Origin of the sequence: Sphingomonas nostoxanthinifaciens, from assembly GCF_019930585.1 — a bacterium.
Taxonomy (GTDB): domain Bacteria; phylum Pseudomonadota; class Alphaproteobacteria; order Sphingomonadales; family Sphingomonadaceae; genus Sphingomonas_I; species Sphingomonas_I nostoxanthinifaciens.
This window is the reverse complement of sequence record NZ_CP082839.1, coordinates 657,029-674,643: the sequence shown is the minus strand read 5'-3', so window position 1 is coordinate 674,643 and position 17,615 is coordinate 657,029. Positions and strand designations below refer to the sequence as shown.

The window sequence follows — 17,615 nt, the reverse complement described above, 5'->3', positions numbered from 1 at the left end:
GGAGAGACGAAGATGGACCAGAACCACATATTGCTGATCGTCGGCGCGGCGGTCCTGCTCGCGCTCGTGCTGTTCGTCATCCTGCTGCGGAGCCGCAAGCAGGCGGTACGGCTGAGCGACGTCGCCGCCCCGCCGCCCCCGTCCGCCCGGCCGCGCAGCGCGCTGCCCGAGGAGCGTGCGCCCGATCCGCTGATCGCCGATCCCGAGATCATGGCGGCGTTCGATGCCGAGCCGACGAGCGCCTTCGTCGCGGTCGAGACGCCGATGACGCCGATGCCGGCCCCTGCACCGGCGCTCGCACCTGCCCCCGCCCCCGCCCCCGCCTCGGGTGGCGATCAGCTCACCCTGCTCAAGGGGCTCGGCCCCAAGGCGGCGGCGCGGCTGGCCGAGCTGGGCGTCACGCGCTTCGACCAGATGGCGGCGTGGAGCGACGCCGACATCGCGCGCATCGACGCGCAGATGGGCGCGTTCAAGGGCCGCATCACGCGCGATCGCTGGGTCGAACAGGCGAGCCTGCTTACCAAGGGCGACCGCGAGGCGTTCGAGGCGCAGTTCGGCAAGCTGGGCGGCTGATCCGTTATCCGTGCTCCTGCGGAAGCAGGAGCCCAGGGTTGCCAGCGATGTCCTGTGAAGCTCTGGGCTCCTGCCTCCGCAGGAGCACGGTGAGGGACGCTCAATCGCGCGCGGCGATCAGCTTGTCGATCTTGCGGCCGTCCATGTCGACGATCTCGAAGCGCCAGCCGTCATGCTCGAACAACTCGCCCTCGGCGGGCAGATGCTTCAGCACCGACAGCGCGAAGCCGGCGACGGTCGCGTAATCGCGGTCGTCGGGCAGCGCGATGCCCAGCCGCTCGGCCAGCCGATCGGCCGATAGCGAGCCCGACACCAGCCAGCTGCCGTCGGCGCGCTCGATCAGCGGCGGTTCTTCGTCGGCATCCTGATCCGACGCGAACGCGCCGGCGATCGCGGCGAGCAGGTCGACCGGGGTCACCAGCCCTTCGAAATGGCCATATTCGTCGAGCACGAACGCGACCGGCACGTCCGCCTCGCGCAGCACCTGCAGCGCGTTCATCGCGTCCATGTGATCGGGCACCACCGGCACCGGCCGCATCGCCGTCTCCAGATCGAGCGGCAGGCCCGCCATGCAGCGATCGAGCAGGTCGCGCGCCTGGACGATGCCGACCAGCTCGTCGACCGAGCCCCGCCCCACCGGCATCCGGCTGTGCGGCAGCGAGGCCGGCAAAGGCTGCTCGTCGTCGAGATCGATCCACTCGACCCGCGTGCGCGGCGTCATCACCTCGCGCACCGGCCGGTCGGCCAGCCGCACCACGCCCGATATGATCGCGCGCTCATTCTCCTCGATCACGCCGGCGGTCGATGCCTCGGCGACGACGAGGTGCAGTTCCTCGGCGGTGACATGGTTCTCGGAGGCGCGGCTCAGGCCGAGCAGCCGGAAGAACAAGGCGCTCGATCGATCGAGCAGCCACACGACCGGCGCGGCACTGCGCGCCAGCCACTGCATCGGCCGCGCCATCGCCGCCGCGATCGGCTCGGGCGAGCGCAAGGCCACCTGCTTGGGCACCAGCTCGCCGACGATCAGGCTGAAATAGGTGGTGAGTACGATGACGAGGCCGAAGCCCCAGCGCGCCGCCGATTCGTGCGACAGGCCGGCCAGCTCCAGCCGTTCGCCCACCGGGCCGCCGAGGCTCGCGCCCGAGAAAGCACCCGCCAGCACCCCGATCAGGGTGATGCCGGTCTGCACCGTCGACAGGAACTTGCCCGGATCGGCGGCGAGATCGAGCGCGACCCGCGCACCGCGATAGCCACGCCGTGCCATCGCCTCGAGGCGCGGCTTGCGTGACGACACGATCGACAGCTCCGACATCGCGAAGACGCCGTTCACCAGCATCAAAGCGAGGATGATGGCGAGGTCGATCCAAGGGAACGGGGTGAGGACGTGCGACATCGCGGCCCCCCGCATATCGCGCAGCGACGGCCGCGCGGCAAGCATCATCGGACAGGCGGCCGGTGGATACCACGCGACCGCCCCGATCGTGTCGCCCGATCTCGCGCAGAACGGCGCGATACGGGCGGAAAAGCGACGCTACCTTAAAACGGCTCGGCGTAGAGGAAGATGGTGGCGCACAACCCCAGCAGCGCCACGGCCAGCGCCAGCCAGAACAGCCGCTCGATCGGATGCGCATCGTAGAACAGGCGCATCCGGCCGACGCGCGGCGTTTCGCTCAAGCCGGCGATCACATCGTCGCTGTCGTCCACCATATCCCCGCCAACTCCGTATCAGGAAGACGCTGCCACTGCCGCCGATGCACAGCTAGATAACGGAATCGGCAGACTTATTCCGCCATCGCCTCCGCCGCGAGCGCCTCGGCCTCGATCAGCAGCGCATCGTCGGTCGTCCCTTGCGTCACCCGCTCGCGCCCGATCAGCACCAGCACCGGCACCGCCAGCGGCGACACCCGCTCCAGCGGCACGTGCAGCATCGTCCCAGCCGCGCGATCGAGCAGATCGGCCAGCCGGCCGACATCGGTCATGCGCGCGCGCGCATCGTCCCACGCCGCGCGCAGCAGCAGGTGATCGGGCTCGTGCCGGCGCAGCACGTCGTAGATCAGGTCGGTCGAGAAGGTCACCTGCCGCCCGGTCTTGCGCTTGCCGGGATGATGGCGTTCGACCAGCCCGCCGATCACCGCCACCTCGCGGAAGGCGCGCTTGAGCAGGCTCGACGCCTCGACCCACTCGACGAACTCGTCCTCCAGGATATCCTTGTCGAACAATGCGGCGGGATCGGTGACCGGCTCGAGGCTGTAGGTGGCGATGGCATAATCCGACGCGACGAAGCCGATCGGCTTCAGCCCCGCTGTCTCCATCCGTCGCGTGACGAGCAGGCCGAGCGACTGGTGCGCATTCCACCCCTCGAAGCCGTAGACGACCATGTAATGCCGCCCCTCGCGCGGGAACGTCTCGACCAGCAACTGGCCGGGGCGCGGCAGCACCGAGCGGCGGCCCTGCATCTCCAGCCAGTCGCGCACGTCGTCGGGGAAGCGCAACCATTCCGCCGGCGTCGCGAAGAAGCGCCGCACGCGATCCGCCAGATTGGTCGAGATCGGCATGCGCGCGCCGCCATAAGTGGGGATGCGCGCCGGCCGGCTGGTCGCGCGGACGTACAGATCCTCCGCCTCCTGCCCGGTCACCTCGACCGACAGGCCGGCGAAGAAGAAGGTATCGCCGGGGCGCAACGTGGCGGCGAACCCCTCCTCGACCTTGCCCAGGCTGCGGCCGTTCCGGAAGCGCACGTTGAGCATCGTCGCCTCGACGATGATGCCCGCATTCAGCCGGTGCTGTGCGACGAAGCGCGGATGGCTCACCCGCCACGTCCCGTCGGGATCGCGCGTCAGCCGGCGGAAGCGATCATAGGCCTTCAGCGCGTAGCCGCCGGTGGCGATGAAATCGAGCACCTGCGCGAACAGCTCGGCCTTCAGCGCGCTGTAGGGCAACGCCTCGCGCAATTCGGCGAGCATCGCCTCTTCCGTGAAGGGCGCGGCGCAGGCGCATGCCATCACATGCTGCGCCAGCACGTCGAGCGTGCCGCGGCGGAAGACGTCGCGATCCAGCTCATTCTCGTCGATCGCGTCGAGCGCCGCGCGCGCCTCGAGATATTCGAAGCGGTTGCCCGGCACGACCACCGCCTCGCTCGGCTCGTCGAGCCGGTGATTCGAGCGGCCGATGCGCTGGATCAGCCGCGACGATCCCTTCGGTGCGCCCATCTGGATGACCAGATCGACGTCGCCCCAGTCGACGCCCAGATCGAGGCTGGCGGTGGCGACGATCGCGCGCAGCCGCCCCGCCGCCATCGCCGCCTCCACCTTGCGCCGCGCCTCGACCGACAGCGAGCCGTGATGGATGCCGATCGGCAGCGTCATCGCATTGACCGTCCACAGATCCTGGAAGATCAGCTCGGCAAGGCTGCGCGTGTTGCAGAAGATGATCGTGGTGCGGTGGGTCTCGATCTCCGCCATCACCTGCTGCGCGGCGTAGCGCCCCGAATGGCCCGACCACGGCACGCGATCCTCGGGCAGCAGGATACCGATATTCGCCCGCGCGCCCCGATCGCCCTTCACCAGCCGCACCGCATCGATATCGCCCGCGGGCGCCAGCCATGCGCGATAATCGTCGGGCTCGGCCACCGTCGCCGACAAGGCGACGCGGCGCAAAGCCGGTGCCAGCCGCTGCAGCCGCGCCATGCAGAGCGCGAGCAGATCGCCGCGCTTGCCGGTGGCGAAGGCGTGCACCTCGTCGATCACGATCGTGCGCAGCCCGGCGAACAACGTCGTGCTGTCGGGGTGGCTGAGCAGCAGGCTCAGCGATTCGGGCGTGGTCAGCAGCATGTGCGGCGGCTTGACCCGCTGGCGCGCCTTGCGGTCCGACGGCGTGTCGCCGGTGCGCGTCTCGACCGTGATCGGCAGCCCCATCTCCTCGATCGGGTCGACAAGGTTGCGGCGGATGTCGATCGCCAGCGCCTTGAGCGGCGAGACGTAGAGCGTGTGCAGCCCGGCCGACGGATCCTGCGCGAGTTCGACAAGGCTCGGCAGGAATCCCGCCAGCGTCTTGCCCGCCCCGGTCGGCGCGACCAGCAGCGCATGTTCGCCCGCGCGCGCCGCCTCCAGCATCTCCATCTGGTAGCGCCGCGGCGCCCAGCCGCGCGTGGCGAACCAGCCGGCGATGGCTGGGGGCAGACCCGCGCCCTCCGCCGCGAGGTCGTCCGTCCCGCTCATGCCCGGCATCCCGTCAATGTCGGGCGCAAGGCTGGAGCGGATGGGTGCTGACACCTGCATCAGGTATGGCGCGCCCACCCCACCCGCAAGGCACGCGCGCCGCGGGCGGTGGTTATACCCTGCGCAACAATCGCACCACGACCGCGACGATCACCGCGCCGATCACCGAGGCGAGGATCGAGCCGAGCAGGCCGCCGCCGAGCGAGATGCCGAGCTGCGGGAACAGCCACCCGGCCACCACCGAGCCGAGGATGCCGATCAGCGCATCGACCACGAAGCCGAAGCCGCCGCCCTGCACCAGCAGCCCCGCGAGCCAGCCGATGATCGCGCCGATGACGATCCAGATCAGAAGAGCGATGAGAAAGCTTTCGCCGTAGACGGTCGTATGCATGATGATCTCCACGCCGGTTCACAGCCACAAGACCGGACGAGGCAGTTCGTTCCGCGGGTCGAACAAAGGGTCGTTTCGGACGACCCGTGCCATGTAGTAGCGCGACGTCAGCGGAGTGCGACGGATCAACTATGCGTCCGGGCCTCGACGCCTAAGGGGCGGATAATCGACCCTCTTGTTCCCGTAACGCTGCTGCAGGATGCGGTGGCGGCGATCCAGTGTCGATTCTTCGGGATCAAGTTGACCATGCGTGAACGAAGCCGAAAACGCGCCGCCCTCGATACGATATTGCATCGATGACCAGCGCTTGGCCGGAACCTCCGCCTCCCACAATTCGGCTAAAACGTCAGCCAATCCGTTCATCGGCCACCGCGCCAAAAGGTGGTCGCCGAGATCCTTGAAGATCATCATATCGACCCAGCCCCAATCGGCTTCGACGTACAGAAATGTACCGTCAAGCGGGTAGTCCGCATCTTGCGCGAGGACATTACCTACTTCGTTCAGAAGCGTTCCCACCTCACTTTCCATGAGATTTTCCTTTTGAACTGTTCTGGAACAAGCGCAGGCTAGCTACGCCGTCGACGACAGATTCAACCGCAAGGGTTCTCGGGCGCTTGGATGATCCCATGTAAACAGGAACTATCGCGACATACACCTGCTTGCCTTGCTTGATATCCTTTGCCCACTCACTCTCCAGTACGCGATAGCCACCGCGATTGAAGTTCGCGTCCTGGGCGAAGTGGTTGAACGTATCGCTCGGCCCGTTGAAGCGAACCGCAATGTAGTGGCCGCCATCGTCGGTCGGCAGACGGTCGCTGCCGCCCGCACTGGCCTGCGCGCTGCGCGACCGTTGGCCCGGTGCGAACGTCAACTTTCCGTCGACCAGAATCATCCGGCCGTCGGCGCTGAAGTGATACGAATATCCGTTGCGCACGATGACATGCTCTTGCGCCCGAGTTTGCGCCTGCTCTGCGGCCGACACCGCCGCCGCGGCTTGAACGAGCGCAAGCGCCTGCTGCGGCGCCGGCTGCTTCGCCTGTGTCGAACTTCGCGCCTTCTTGGGCGCCGACAGGGTCCAGCTTCCCGTCGCACCGCCGCCGCCCGTGGAGCCGCCGCCCCCGCCGGTAAAGCCGCCGCCATCCCAGGTGCCCGGCCCCGCCGACGTGAACCGCCCGTTCTTCGGATCGTGCCAGGGGTTGAACTTGAGCTCGATCCCGTCCGCTACTTTCTCCCACGGCGTCGCGCCCGTTCGCAGATATGTGCCGAACCAGGCCTTCGGAATACGTTGACGGCCAGACGCTGCAATCAGCTCCACGCGCACCTCCCCGAATGTTCGCGCGGCTTGTACCACAGAAAACAGAACAAATCAAGAACGCAGTGCGCCAAACGACACCGCATGCGAACGCACGCATTTTCAGTCGGTTGGGAAATGGCGCACCCGAAGGGATTCGAACCCCTGGCCTCTGCCTTCGGAGGGCAGCGCTCTATCCAGCTGAGCTACGGGTGCTTGGGCCGGAGCCGGCGCTTAGCAAAGCCGGGCGGCCGCCGCCACCCCGCAAATCAACGGCGCGGATCGGCGAGCGTCACCGGCTGGAACGTGCCGAGGCCGCAGCTCGCGCCGCGCATCGGCGGGCCGCCGTGATGAAGCACGGTGATGAGGTCGACCGAGCAGAGCTGGCTGAGCGACGTCTCGTAGGCGAACGCCTGCTCGAAGCCGAGCTCGGGGCAGCTGTTGGGCAGGGTGTTGCGATAGACCGTGCGGCCGTTCATCACGAAATCGATCGTGCGATCGTCCCGCACGCGCGTCTCGCGGATCGAGGTGATCGGCACGCAATTCACCGCCGCGCCGATGGGGGTGGCCGCCGGCGGCGCCTTCGGAGGCGCTGCCCCCGCCGCCGTGGCGAGCAATGCGAGCGTGATGACGAAGCGGCGCGACATGGCAGGCCTCATTCCCGATCGGTGACCGGCGATTTCTGCGCCGGCGCAGGTGTCTTCGGCCTGAACGCGCAGAGATCCGCCTCGATGCAGCGCCAGCATTCGGGGCGGCGCGCCTTGCAGACGTAGCGGCCGTGCAGGATCAGCCAGTGGTGCGCGTGCGAGCGGAACGGCTTGGGCGTCACCTTCTCCAGCCCCTGCTCGACCACCACGACATTCTTGCCGGGCGCGAGGCCGGTGCGGTTGGCGACGCGGAAGATATGGGTGTCGACCGCGATCGTCTCCTCGCCGAACGCGACGTTGAGCACGACGTTGGCGGTCTTGCGCCCGACGCCGGGCAGCGCTTCCAGCGCGGCGCGGTCGCGCGGCACCTCGCCGCCATGCTGCTCCACCAGGATGCGCGAGAGGGCGATGACGTTCTTCGCCTTGGTGTTGAACAGGCCGATCGTCTTGATGTGCGCCTTCAGCCCGTCCTCGCCCAGCGCCAGCATCGCCGCGGGCGTCTGCACCTCTTCGAACAGCAAACGGGTCGCCTTGTTGACGCCGACGTCTGTCGCCTGCGCCGACAGCGCGACCGCCACCAGCAAGGTGTAGGGATTGACGTAGGCAAGCTCGGTCTGCGGCGACGGATCGGCCTCGGCCAGCCGCCGGTAGAATTCGAAGATGTCGGCGCGCTTCACCGGATGCGTCAGAAGCCGAGCATGTCGCCCATCGTGTAGCGGCCGGGCGCGCGGCCGGCGAGCCACAACGCGGCGCGCAGCGCGCCGGTGGCGAAGATGCTGCGATTTTCGGCGCGATGGCCGAGCTCGATCCGCTCGCCGTCGGTCGCGAGGATCACCTGATGGTCGCCCGCCACCGATCCGCCGCGCAGCGAGGCGTAATAGATGCCGCCCTCCTCGCGATCGTGCGGCCCGTCCTGCATCCGGTCGAAGCGGCTGAGCCCGGCCAGCGTGCCGCCGCGCCCCTTCGCCGCCGACGCGCCGAGCAGCAAGGCCGTGCCCGAGGGCGTGTCCTTCTTGTGGCGGTGGTGCATCTCGACGATCTCGATGTCCCAGTCGGCCCCCAGCCGCGCCGCCGCCTGCTCGACCAAGGCGCGCAGCAGGTTGACGCCGAGCGAGGTATTGGCGGTCTGCAGCACCGCCACATCGGCCGCTGCCGCGTCGATGCGGGCATGATCGCTCTCGGTGAGGCCTGTGGTGCCGATCACGATCGGCGTCCGCGTCGCCACCGCCGCGGCGAGCGAGCCGGGCAGAGCGTCGGGCGTCGAGAAATCGATCAACACGTCGCACGCGGCGGCCAGCGCCATGGCATCGTCGTACGGGCCTGCGAACGCGCCGTCGCGGCCGATCCCGCCGACGACCTGCGCACCGAGCGCTTCCGCGCGCGCCGCGATCGCCTGCCCCATGCGCCCGCGTGCGCCGACGATCCCGATGCCGAGCGTCACCGTCGATCCTCCGAAAAGCTGCTCATCGGGCGCCCGTCGCACGATCCCCGGCCGATTGCGACGCCAAATCGCTGGACAGGCCCCACCGCTTCTTACATCGTTCCGCCATGCGTGGATCGACCGCCCTCGCCGCGATGCTGCTGGCCGTGGCCCCCGCCGCCGCGCAGACCCCGCCACCGCCGCCGACGGACACCGACAACCAGTCGATCACTGTCAAGGGCCGGCTGCCGGAAGAGACGAAGCGCTTCGTCGAGACGCTGAGCCAGCCGTCCAGCACGTCGCAGCAGCTCGCGCGCTGGAACACGCCGATCTGCGTCGTGACGATGGGCCTCGATGTGCCGCACGGCCGCTTCGTGATCGGGCGCGTCGAGCAGGTCGCCGAACAGCTCGACATTCCGGTGGATCACAAACGCTGCCAGCCCAACGTGGTGATCGTGTCGATCCCCAATGCCGACGATTTCACGCGCAAGCTGGTCAAGAAGCATCCGGCGCTGGGCCGCGTCCACGGCTATAACGGCTATGGCGGCGGCGGCCTCGCCCCGCCCTCGCAGATCCATCAATTGCTCGAGCCGCGCGCGGTCCGCTGGTTTCACGCCAGCATCACCGGGGCGTCGTCCGGGCCGGACAGCTCGGGCTTCGATGCCTCCAGCATCGGCTACATGGCATCGCGCATCCAGCTCACCACGCGCGAAAGCGCGACGCTCGCCTTCATCATCGTCGATCCGGACAAGGTCGTCGGCGCGACATGGGACCAGCTCGCCGATTATCTGACGATGGTCGCGCTCGCCCGGCCCGAGCTGGGCGCGGATTTCGGCCGGGCGCCGTCGATCCTGTCGCTCTACAATGCCGACGGCGCGATGCAGGACAAGGTGCCGTCGCTGACGCGCGAGGACCGCGCCTTCCTGCAGGGGCTGTACGAATCCAATCCTGACCGCGCTGCGGCCAATCAGCGCGCCAACATCGTCGACCGGATGCGCCACCCGGCGGCGAACACCAGCCACTGACGGTGCGCGTGCGGCGGCCAGCCCCGCCCGCGCCGCTCCGGAAGATCACGCGTCGGCATTTGAACTCGTTTGCGCTCGGCGCATTCGCACTCGCTGCTGCCGGCACGGGCGCAGCCCAGGTGCCGCATGATCCGGAGCCCACGATCACCGTGGAGGGACAGCTGCCCGAACGGACGCGGCATTTCGTCGAGACGCTGACGCAGACCTTCGGCTCGGATCAGCAGCTCGCGCGCTGGAACGATCCGGTGTGCGTCGCCACAATGGGAATGGACGGCGCGCGCGTTCCGCTGGCGGACGTGCAGCAGAGCATCGATCGACTGTTCTGGAATGCCCTGGTCGTGCGACGCGACCCACACGTCGCGACGGACGGCACCGACACCATGACGCTCGGCCGCTTCGTCGTCGACCGGATCCGGCAGGTTGCGGAGACGGTCGACATTCCCGTCGCGCACGGGCGCTGCACGCCCGACATCCTCATCGTCTCGGCAAGCGATGCCGATGCGTTCACGCGCACGCTGGTGAAACGGCATCCCGCTTTGGGCCGCCCGCGTGGCTTCAACGGCTTCGGCGGTGCCGGGCTCGCGCCGCCCTCGCAGATCCGGCCATTGCTCGTATCGCGCCCGGTGCGATGGTTTCATACCAGCGCCACCGGCCCGGCAGCCGATGTCGGCGTCGGCAGCGGCGCGCGGAGCGGATGGGGCAGCAGCTTCCAGGCTTCACGGATCAGGCTGGCGACGCGCGAGAATATGGTGCTGGCCATGATCGTCGTTGATCCGGACAGGGTGGTCGGCGCGACGTGGGACCAGCTGGCCGATTATCTGGCGATGGTCGCGCTTGCGCGGCCGCGTCTCGACGCCGATTTCCGCGATGCGCCGTCGATCCTGTCGCTGTTCACGCCGGATGGCGCCATGCAGGATCGCGTCGCGGCGCTGACGCCCGAAGACCGCGCCTTCCTGCGCGCGCTCTACGCATCCGACACCGGCCACACTGCCACCATGCAGCGCGCCAACATCGTCGATCGGATGCGCCGCCCCGCGCCAAGCACCAGCCGCTGACGCGCGCGCTCTGGCGTGCGCTGCCCGATCCCCGTATCGGGCGCGCGTCATGAGGGCTGCGTTCCGTCTCTGGCGCTGGCTGGCGCTGCTGCTGCTGCTGCTGGCGGGGCTGTCCGCGCCTGCGGCCGCGCGCGACCGGCTGGTGGTGGCGCTTCAGCTGGAGCCGCCGACGCTCGACCCTACCGCGGGCGCCGCCGCGGCGATCAAGGAGGTGACCTACCGCACGATCTTCGAGGGGCTGACCACGCTGGACGCGACCGGCGCGGCGGTGCCGCTGCTCGCGACCGGCTGGACGATGGCGCCCGACGCGAAGAGCTACCTCTTCCACCTGCGGCCCGGCGTGCGCTTCCACGACGGCACGCCGTTCGATGCCGACGTGGTGCGCTTCAGCCTGCTGCGCGCGATCCGCCCCGGCTCGACCAATGCCGAGGCGGCGCAGCTGGGCGAGATCGCCGGGGTCGACGCGATCGATCCGCTGACGGTGCGCATCCGCCTGTCGACCGCCGACGCCGCGCTGCCGGTGCTGCTGGCGTGGGGCGACTGCGTGATGGTGGCAGCGCGGTCCGCCGCCGGCAACGCGACCGATCCGATCGGCACCGGCCCGTTCCGTTATGGCGACTGGCGGCGCGGTGATCGGCTGACCTTGGTGCGCAACGACCATTATTGGGGCGCCGCGCCCGCGCTGGCGTCGGTCGAGTTCCGCTTCATCGCCGATCCGGCGGCGGCCTATGCGGCGGTGAAGACGCATGCGGTCGACCTGTTCACCGATTATCCCGCGCCCGAGAATGTCGCGCAGCTCCGCGCCGACCCGACCTTGCGCATCACCACCGCGCCGAGCCAGGGCGAGGTGATCCTCGCGCTCAACCATCGCGTCGCGCCGCTGGCCGATCTGCGCGTGCGGCGTGCCATCTCCTATGCGCTCGATCGGCGCGCGATCATCGACGGGGCGATGTTCGGCTATGGCATCCCGATCGGCAGCCACTTCCCGCCGCAATCGCCCGACCATGTCGACCTGACCGGGCGCTATCCGCACGACGTCGCGCGTGCGCGCGCTTTGCTCGCCGCCGCCGGCTATCCGCGCGGCTTCGCGATCACGCTGAAGCTGCCGCCGCCGGCCTATGCGCGGCGCAGCGGCGAGATCGTCGCGGCCGAGCTGCGCGCGATCGGCCTGTCGGTGACGATCGTGCCGGTCGAATGGGCGCAGTGGCTCGCCGACGTCTATGGCCGCCACCAGTTCGAGGCGACGATCGTCAGCCATGCCGAGCCCGACGATTATGTGATCTACGGGCGGCCCGATTATTATTTCGGCTATGACGGCAAGGCGGTGCGGGGGCTGCTGGCACGGTTGAAAGCCACCGCCGATCCGCGCACGCGCCACGATCTGCTGGTGGCGATCCAGCGGCGGATCGCCGAGGATGCAGTCAACGGCTTCCTCTTCCAATATCCGCATATCGGCGTCGCCGACGCGCATCTCCAAAATGCGTGGGCCAACACGCCGCTGCAGGAGGTCGATTATGGCCGCGCGCGCTTCGACGATGCGGGCGGTGCATCGCCGATCACGGCGGCGCGGGGCGTAGGCGGCATGTGGCTGCCGCTGCTGCTCGGCGCGATCGCGCTGGCGCTGGTGGTGCGCGCGACGGGGCCCGGCTGGGTGCTGCGGCGGCTGGGGGTGCTTGCGCTGACGCTTGCCGGGGCGAGCCTGTTCATCTTCGCCTTGGTGCAGGTGGCGCCCGGTGATCCGGCGCAGTTCATGATGGGGATCGAGGCGAGCCCGCAGGCGGTCGCCAGCCTGCGCGCGGAACTGGGCCTCACCGGGGCACCGCTGCACCGCTATCTCGGCTGGATCGGCGGGCTGCTGCGCGGCGACCTCGGCACGAGCTACACTTATCGCGTGCCGGTGGCAGCGTTGCTGGGGCCGCGGCTGGCATTGTCGCTGCCGCTCGCCGGGCTGGCGATGCTGCTCGCGATCCCGCTGGGCGTGGGCACGGCGCTGGCCGGCGCGCGCCGGCCCGGCCGCATGCTCGACCGGGCGACGGGCGGCCTCACGCGGCTGGGATTGGCGGTCCCCGGCTTCTGGCTCGCAATCCTGCTGGTGCTGTTGTTCGCGGTGCGGCTGCACTGGGTGGCAGCGGGCGGCTTCCCCGGCTGGGGCGAGGGTGCATGGCCGGCCGTGCGCGCGCTGTTGCTGCCCGCGCTCGCGCTCGCGGTGCCGCAGGCGGCAGTGATCGCACGCGTGGCGCGTGGCGCCTTGGCCGAGGAACTGGCGCGCGATTATGTCCGCACCGCGCGCGCCAAGGGGCTCGCGCCGCGCACGATCCTGTGGCGCCATGCCTTGCCCAATGCCGCCCCCGCGATCGTCACGATCGTCGGTCTGCAGGTGCCGTTCCTGATTGCGGGCAGCGTGATCGTCGAGATGGTGTTCGCATTGCCCGGCCTCGGCCAATTGGTGCTGCAGGCGATCGCCGGGCGCGATCTCGTCACGGTGCAGGCGGTGGCATTGCTGATGGTGGCGGCGACGGTGCTGGCGAGCTTCCTCGCCGATGTCGGCCAGCGCCTCGCCGATCCGCGCCTGCGGGGCCGCGCCTGATGCGTGCCGCCGCCATCGCGCTGCTGGCGCTGATCGTCGCGGGCGCCGCCTTGTCGCTCGTCTGGACGCCGTGGGACGTCGGCCAGATCGACGTCGCGCACCGGCTTGCGCCCGCCAGCCTCGCGCACCCGCTCGGCACCGATCAACTCGGACGCGATTTGCTGTCGATGCTGATGGCGGGCGGCGTGCCGTCGCTGGGCGTGGGCGTGCTGGCGGTCGCGATCGGGCTCGGCGTCGGCGTGCCGCTCGGCCTGCTCGCGGCGGCATGGCCCGGCTGGCTGGACGAGACGATCGCGCGCGCCAGCGACGTGCTGTTCGCTTTTCCGGCCTTGGTGCTGGCCTTGCTGATCGTCGCGGTGTTCGGGCCGGGCGCGAGCCATGCGGCGCTGGCGATCGGGCTGTACAACATCCCGGTCTTCGTGCGGGTGACGCGGGCGGCGGCGCGCGGCATCTGGGCGCGCGATTTCATCCTCGCGGCGCGGCTGGCGGGCAAGGGGCGCTCGCATATCTCGATCGAGCATATGCTGCCGAACATCGCCGGCACATTGCTGGTGCAGGCGGCGGTACAGCTCTCGCTCGGCGTGATCGCGGAGGCCGGCCTGTCGTTCCTCGGCCTCGGCGCGCAACCGCCGGCGGCGAGCTGGGGACGGATGCTGGCGGATGCGCAGACGTTGATCGGCATCGCCCCGCGCCTCGCTCTGCTGCCGGGCCTCGCGATCGTCGCCACCGTGCTCGGCATAAACGCGCTCGCCGAACATATCGAGGCGCGCCGCGCATGACCCTGCTCGCGATCGAGCACCTGTCGGTTCGCTACGGCGCGCGCACGGCTTTGGAGGATGCGACGCTGAGCGTCAGCGCAGGCGAGATCGTCGCGCTGGTCGGCGCATCGGGATCGGGCAAGTCGACGCTCGCTGCGGCGATCCCGGCTTTGCTGCCGCGCGACGCGCATGCCGATGGGCGGATCGCATTGGACGGCGTCGACCTCGCCACGCTCGACGAGCGGGGGCTGGAGGCGGTGCGCGGCGCGCGCATCGGCATGGTGTTCCAGGAACCGGCGACCGCGCTCAACCCGGCGCTCACCATCGGCCGCCAGATCGGCGAGGTGCTGGAACGGCACACCGATCTGGGCCGGGCCGCCATCGCCGCCGAGGTGCGCGCGCTGCTCGATCGGGTCGGGCTCGATGTCGCGCCGGATCGTCATCCGCACATGTTGTCGGGCGGCCAGCGCCAGCGCGTCGCGATCGCGATGGCGATCGCGGCCGGCCCAGCGCTGCTGATCGCCGACGAACCCACCGCCGCGCTCGACCCGATCGCGCAGGCGGGTGTCATGGCATTGCTGGTGCGGCTGGTGCGCGAGCGGGGGATGGGCCTGCTGCTCGTCGCGCACGATCTCGCGCTCGTCGCGGGCGTCGCCGACCGGATCGTGGTGCTGGATGGCGGCCGCGTCGTCGAACAGGGTGCGACCGCCGCTTTGCTCGACGCACCCGCCTCCGCCCCGCTCGCGCGGATGGTCGCGGCGATGCAGCTGCCGCCGCGCATGCCCAATCCGATCGGCAAGACGGTCATCGCCGCCGCGCAAGTGAGCCGCGCCTATCCGATCGGCCCCGGCCTGTTCGCGCGCGCGCGCCACGTCGCGCTGGCGGGGGTCAGCCTCTCGATCGCGACCGGCGAAACGCTGGCGGTGATCGGCGCGTCGGGATCGGGCAAGTCGACGCTCGCACGGCTGCTGCTGGGGCTCGACCGGCCCGATACCGGCGTGGTGCGGATCGACGGGCAATCATGGCAGGCGGTGCATGGCCGCGAACGACGCGCGCTGCAGGCCGGCGTCGGCGCGGTGTTCCAGGATCCGGCGGCGAGCTTCGATCCGCGCCAGACGGTCGCGCAGATCGTCGCCGAGCCGCTCCATCTCGCCACCCCCCGCCCCACGGCGGATGCACGCGCGGCCATGGTCGCGGCGGCGCTGGCGGAGGTCGGGCTGCCGGCCGACGCCGCCGACCGGCTGCCGGCGCAATTCTCAGGCGGCCAGAGGCAGCGCATCGCCATCGCCCGCGCGCTGATCCTGCGCCCGCGCCTGATCGTGTTCGACGAGGCGCTGAGCGCGCTCGACGCCGCGATCCGTGCCGACATCGTCGCTCTGCTGCTGCGGCTGCAGGTTGAGCGCGGGCTTGCCTACCTGTTTGTCAGCCACGATCCGGCACTGGTGCGCGCGATGGCCGATCGGGTGATGGTGCTGCACGACGGCCGCGTGGCGGAAGAGGGCACGGTCGCGCAGGTGCTCGACACCCCGCGCGATCCGCACACCGCCGCACTGGTCGGGACGGTCAGCCCAGCAGGATCGCGGCCGCCGCGTCCCACAGGTCCGGCGTAGCGGCGACGAGCAGCCCCTTGCCGTCCTGCGACGGCGCATAAGGCGTACCGTCAAGCCGCGCGACCCGGCCGCCCGCTTCCTCGACCATCAGCGCGCCCGGCGCATGATCCCATGGGAAGGTGCGCCAGAACAATGCGACGTCGTTCACGCCGAGGATCAGGCGCGGATATTGCTCGGCGGCGCAGCGCGGAATCGGCACGCAGGCGAGCTTGCCCTCGGCGCGCGCCTCGACATCGGCGCGGAAATCGTCGGGCAGATATTTGGTCGAGAGGCCGGCGATCGGCGGCACCTGCCCGGTCGGTCGCGACCGGATCGGCGCACCGTCGACGAAGAAGCCCTGCCCGCGCGCCGCATGGCACATCCGCCCGGCGATCGGATCGAAGATCCACCCGGCCTGGGTGACGCCGTCGGCGGCGAGCGCGATCATGATGCCGAACGGCGGCTGGCCGTGCGCGAAATTGTGGGTGCCGTCGATCGGATCGACGATCCACACCTCGCCCGCGCCGATCGTGCCCATCAGGCTTTCGTCGGCGGCGCACGCCTCCTCGCCCACCACGCGCGAGCCGGGGAGCAGGCGCAGCAGGGCCTCGGTCAGCGCCGCCTCGCTCTCCGTGTCGGCGATCGTGACGAGCTCGTCGGGGGCCTTCTCCTCGATCTGGCCGGGATCGAGCATGCGAAAGCGCGGCATGACGATGCGCTGGGCGACATCGCGGATCAGCGCCGAGACGGGGGCGTCGAGCTTATGCATCAGCTGCGATAATCCGCGTTGATCGAGATGTAGCCGTGGGTGAGATCGCAGGTCCACACGGTCGCGCGGCCGTCGCCCATGCCGAGGTCGACGCCGATCTCGATCTCCTGCCCCTTGAGGTGGGCGGCGACCGGCGCCTCGTCATAGCCCTCGGTCGCCAGCCCGTCGCGCGCGACCTGGGTCGCGCCGAAGCGGATGGCGAGGCGGTCGCGCTCGGCCGGCTCGCCCGCCTTGCCCACCGCCATGACGACACGGCCCCAATTGGCGTCCTCGCCGGCGATGGCGGTCTTCACCAATGGCGAGTTGGCGATCGACATCGCCACGCGATGCGCGCTGCCGTCCGAGACGGCGCCGTCGACGCGCACCTCGATGAATTTCGAGGCGCCCTCGCCGTCGCGCACGACCAGCTGCGCGAGCTGGCGGCAGAGATCGGCGAGCGCCGCCTGGAAGGCGTCCGCACCGGCATCGTCCATTGTCGCGAGCGGCACGTTGCCCGCCCTGCCGGTCGCGAAGGCGAGCACGGTGTCGGAGGTCGAGGTGTCGCCGTCGACGGTGATGCACGAAAAGGTCGCGCGATTGGCGCGATCGAGCATCTGCTGGAGCAGGGCCGGCTCGATCGCGACGTCGGTGAACAGGAAGCCGAGCATCGTCGCCATGTCGGGCGCGATCATGCCCGATCCCTTGATGATGCCGACGAGGGTCACCCGCCGCCCGTCGACGATCGCGGTGGCGGATGCGCCCTTGGCGAAGGTGTCGGTGGTGCCGATCGTGTCGGCCGCCTGCTTCCAGTCGGCCTCGGGCGCAACGACAACCGCGTCAATCCCCGCCTCGGCCTTGTCGATCGGCAGCGGTACGCCGATCACGCCGGTAGAGGCGACGAACACGTCGGACGGCTGGCAGGCAAGCGCCGCCGCCACCCGCGCCGCGATCGCCTCGACCGCCGCGCGGCCGCGCTGGCCGGTGAAGGCGTTCGAATTGCCGGCATTGACGACCAGGGCGCGCGCATGGCCGAGGCCGAGCGCCTTCTGGCACCATTCCACCTCGGGCGAGGGGCAGCGGCTCCTGGTGGTCACGCCGGCGACGACGGTGCCCGGATCGAGCGTGACGAAGGTGAGGTCGGTCCGCTCCCACGCTTTGTAACCTGCGCGCGTCACGGCGAGCCGCACGCCCGCCACCGGCGGGAGGGGCGGAAACGGGACGGCGAGCGGCGATACGGTCATGCCCGCCGAATAGCCGCCCCGCCGCGCACGCGCCAGCCTGCTTGACCCGCATCGGCCGACGCGGGAGAGGATG

General features: G+C 69.9%; 17 protein-coding genes and 1 tRNA gene. 6 read left to right on the top strand and 12 right to left on the bottom strand.

Annotated features, from left to right (window positions below):
* The first annotated feature begins 12 nt into the window (after positions 1 to 12).
* A complete protein-coding gene (locus K8P63_RS03065; protein WP_223798412.1) occupies positions 13 to 573 on the top strand; it encodes a hypothetical protein in 561 nt (186 codons plus the stop codon).
* Between the two features lie 100 nt (positions 574 to 673).
* On the opposite strand, the gene K8P63_RS03060 is transcribed toward K8P63_RS03065, so the two are convergent.
* The 10 genes from K8P63_RS03060 to dapB form a co-directional block, all read right to left on the bottom strand.
* Complete coding sequence (locus K8P63_RS03060) at positions 674 to 1,966, bottom strand: hemolysin family protein (RefSeq protein ID WP_223798411.1); 1,293 nt, start codon at positions 1,964 to 1,966, stop codon at positions 674 to 676.
* A 143-nt stretch (positions 1,967 to 2,109) separates the two neighbouring features.
* Positions 2,110 to 2,280, bottom strand: coding sequence for a hypothetical protein (locus K8P63_RS03055; protein WP_223798410.1), 171 nt, complete (start codon positions 2,278 to 2,280; stop codon positions 2,110 to 2,112).
* Positions 2,281 to 2,354: 74 nt separating this feature from the next.
* Complete coding sequence (locus K8P63_RS03050) at positions 2,355 to 4,790, bottom strand: ligase-associated DNA damage response DEXH box helicase (RefSeq protein ID WP_223798409.1); 2,436 nt, start codon at positions 4,788 to 4,790, stop codon at positions 2,355 to 2,357.
* A gap of 112 nt (positions 4,791 to 4,902) precedes the next feature.
* Positions 4,903 to 5,181: a GlsB/YeaQ/YmgE family stress response membrane protein gene (locus K8P63_RS03045; RefSeq protein ID WP_223798408.1), complete on the bottom strand. Its 279-nt coding sequence runs from the start codon at positions 5,179 to 5,181 to the stop codon at positions 4,903 to 4,905.
* 129 nt (positions 5,182 to 5,310) lie between these two features.
* Complete coding sequence (locus K8P63_RS03040; RefSeq protein WP_223798407.1) at positions 5,311 to 5,709, bottom strand: hypothetical protein; 399 nt, start codon at positions 5,707 to 5,709, stop codon at positions 5,311 to 5,313.
* Entirely contained in the window at positions 5,699 to 6,496 is a 798-nt protein-coding gene (locus tag K8P63_RS03035; RefSeq protein WP_223798406.1) for a DNA/RNA non-specific endonuclease, read from the bottom strand. The genes K8P63_RS03040 and K8P63_RS03035 overlap by 11 nt, the downstream gene beginning before the upstream one ends.
* A gap of 115 nt (positions 6,497 to 6,611) precedes the next feature.
* A tRNA-Arg gene (locus K8P63_RS03030) sits at positions 6,612 to 6,688 on the bottom strand.
* Positions 6,689 to 6,741: 53 nt separating this feature from the next.
* Complete coding sequence (locus K8P63_RS03025) at positions 6,742 to 7,119, bottom strand: hypothetical protein (RefSeq protein WP_223798405.1); 378 nt, start codon at positions 7,117 to 7,119, stop codon at positions 6,742 to 6,744.
* An 8-nt stretch (positions 7,120 to 7,127) separates the two neighbouring features.
* Entirely contained in the window at positions 7,128 to 7,796 is a 669-nt protein-coding gene (nth, locus tag K8P63_RS03020; RefSeq protein ID WP_223798404.1) for an endonuclease III, read from the bottom strand.
* Positions 7,797 to 7,804: 8 nt separating this feature from the next.
* Positions 7,805 to 8,521 carry a 4-hydroxy-tetrahydrodipicolinate reductase gene (gene dapB, locus K8P63_RS03015; protein WP_263282706.1) on the bottom strand — a complete coding sequence of 239 codons (717 nt, stop codon included), beginning with the start codon at positions 8,519 to 8,521 and terminating at the stop codon, positions 7,805 to 7,807.
* Positions 8,522 to 8,667: 146 nt separating this feature from the next.
* On the opposite strand from dapB, the gene K8P63_RS03010 reads away from it, so the two are divergent.
* The 5 genes from K8P63_RS03010 to K8P63_RS02990 are packed head-to-tail and all read left to right on the top strand — an operon-like array spanning position 8,668 to position 15,574.
* Positions 8,668 to 9,564, top strand: coding sequence for a hypothetical protein (locus K8P63_RS03010; protein ID WP_223798402.1), 897 nt, complete (start codon positions 8,668 to 8,670; stop codon positions 9,562 to 9,564).
* Positions 9,565 to 9,623: 59 nt separating this feature from the next.
* Positions 9,624 to 10,619, top strand: a complete 996-nt coding sequence (locus tag K8P63_RS03005; RefSeq protein WP_223798401.1) for a hypothetical protein — start codon at positions 9,624 to 9,626, stop codon at positions 10,617 to 10,619.
* Positions 10,620 to 10,668: 49 nt separating this feature from the next.
* Positions 10,669 to 13,206, top strand: a complete 2,538-nt coding sequence (locus K8P63_RS03000; RefSeq protein WP_223798400.1) for an ABC transporter substrate-binding protein — start codon at positions 10,669 to 10,671, stop codon at positions 13,204 to 13,206.
* Positions 13,206 to 13,985 carry an ABC transporter permease gene (locus K8P63_RS02995; protein ID WP_223798399.1) on the top strand — a complete coding sequence of 260 codons (780 nt, stop codon included), beginning with the start codon at positions 13,206 to 13,208 and terminating at the stop codon, positions 13,983 to 13,985. The genes K8P63_RS03000 and K8P63_RS02995 overlap by 1 nt, the downstream gene beginning before the upstream one ends.
* Complete coding sequence (locus tag K8P63_RS02990; protein ID WP_223798398.1) at positions 13,982 to 15,574, top strand: dipeptide ABC transporter ATP-binding protein; 1,593 nt, start codon at positions 13,982 to 13,984, stop codon at positions 15,572 to 15,574. The genes K8P63_RS02995 and K8P63_RS02990 overlap by 4 nt, the downstream gene beginning before the upstream one ends.
* Here K8P63_RS02990 and K8P63_RS02985 read toward each other — a convergent pair.
* Both K8P63_RS02985 and argJ read right to left on the bottom strand, forming a co-directional pair.
* Positions 15,528 to 16,322: an inositol monophosphatase family protein gene (locus tag K8P63_RS02985; protein ID WP_223798397.1), complete on the bottom strand. Its 795-nt coding sequence runs from the start codon at positions 16,320 to 16,322 to the stop codon at positions 15,528 to 15,530. The genes K8P63_RS02990 and K8P63_RS02985 overlap by 47 nt on opposite strands.
* Positions 16,322 to 17,542 (bottom strand): bifunctional glutamate N-acetyltransferase/amino-acid acetyltransferase ArgJ, encoded by a 1,221-nt coding sequence (argJ, locus tag K8P63_RS02980; protein ID WP_223798396.1) that lies wholly within the window; start codon positions 17,540 to 17,542, stop codon positions 16,322 to 16,324. The genes K8P63_RS02985 and argJ overlap by 1 nt, the downstream gene beginning before the upstream one ends.
* Positions 17,543 to 17,615 lie beyond the last annotated feature (73 nt).

Excerpts from the sequence above, each read along its gene's own strand:
- K8P63_RS03065 (WP_223798412.1), top strand. The coding sequence starts at position 13 with ATGGACCAGAACCACATATTGCTGATCGTCGGCGCGGCGGTCCTGCTC.
- K8P63_RS03060 (WP_223798411.1), bottom strand. The coding sequence starts at position 1,966 with ATGTCGCACGTCCTCACCCCGTTCCCTTGGATCGACCTCGCCATCATC.
- K8P63_RS03055 (WP_223798410.1), bottom strand. The coding sequence starts at position 2,280 with ATGGTGGACGACAGCGACGATGTGATCGCCGGCTTGAGCGAAACGCCG.
- K8P63_RS03050 (WP_223798409.1), bottom strand. The coding sequence starts at position 4,790 with ATGAGCGGGACGGACGACCTCGCGGCGGAGGGCGCGGGTCTGCCCCCA.
- K8P63_RS03045 (WP_223798408.1), bottom strand. The coding sequence starts at position 5,181 with ATGCATACGACCGTCTACGGCGAAAGCTTTCTCATCGCTCTTCTGATC.
- K8P63_RS03040 (WP_223798407.1), bottom strand. The coding sequence starts at position 5,709 with ATGGAAAGTGAGGTGGGAACGCTTCTGAACGAAGTAGGTAATGTCCTC.
- K8P63_RS03025 (WP_223798405.1), bottom strand. The coding sequence starts at position 7,119 with ATGTCGCGCCGCTTCGTCATCACGCTCGCATTGCTCGCCACGGCGGCG.
- dapB (WP_263282706.1), bottom strand. The coding sequence starts at position 8,521 with ATGGGGCAGGCGATCGCGGCGCGCGCGGAAGCGCTCGGTGCGCAGGTC.
- K8P63_RS03010 (WP_223798402.1), top strand. The coding sequence starts at position 8,668 with ATGCGTGGATCGACCGCCCTCGCCGCGATGCTGCTGGCCGTGGCCCCC.
- K8P63_RS03000 (WP_223798400.1), top strand. The coding sequence starts at position 10,669 with ATGAGGGCTGCGTTCCGTCTCTGGCGCTGGCTGGCGCTGCTGCTGCTG.
- K8P63_RS02995 (WP_223798399.1), top strand. The coding sequence starts at position 13,206 with ATGCGTGCCGCCGCCATCGCGCTGCTGGCGCTGATCGTCGCGGGCGCC.
- K8P63_RS02990 (WP_223798398.1), top strand. The coding sequence starts at position 13,982 with ATGACCCTGCTCGCGATCGAGCACCTGTCGGTTCGCTACGGCGCGCGC.
- K8P63_RS02985 (WP_223798397.1), bottom strand. The coding sequence starts at position 16,322 with ATGCATAAGCTCGACGCCCCCGTCTCGGCGCTGATCCGCGATGTCGCC.
- argJ (WP_223798396.1), bottom strand. The coding sequence starts at position 17,542 with ATGACCGTATCGCCGCTCGCCGTCCCGTTTCCGCCCCTCCCGCCGGTG.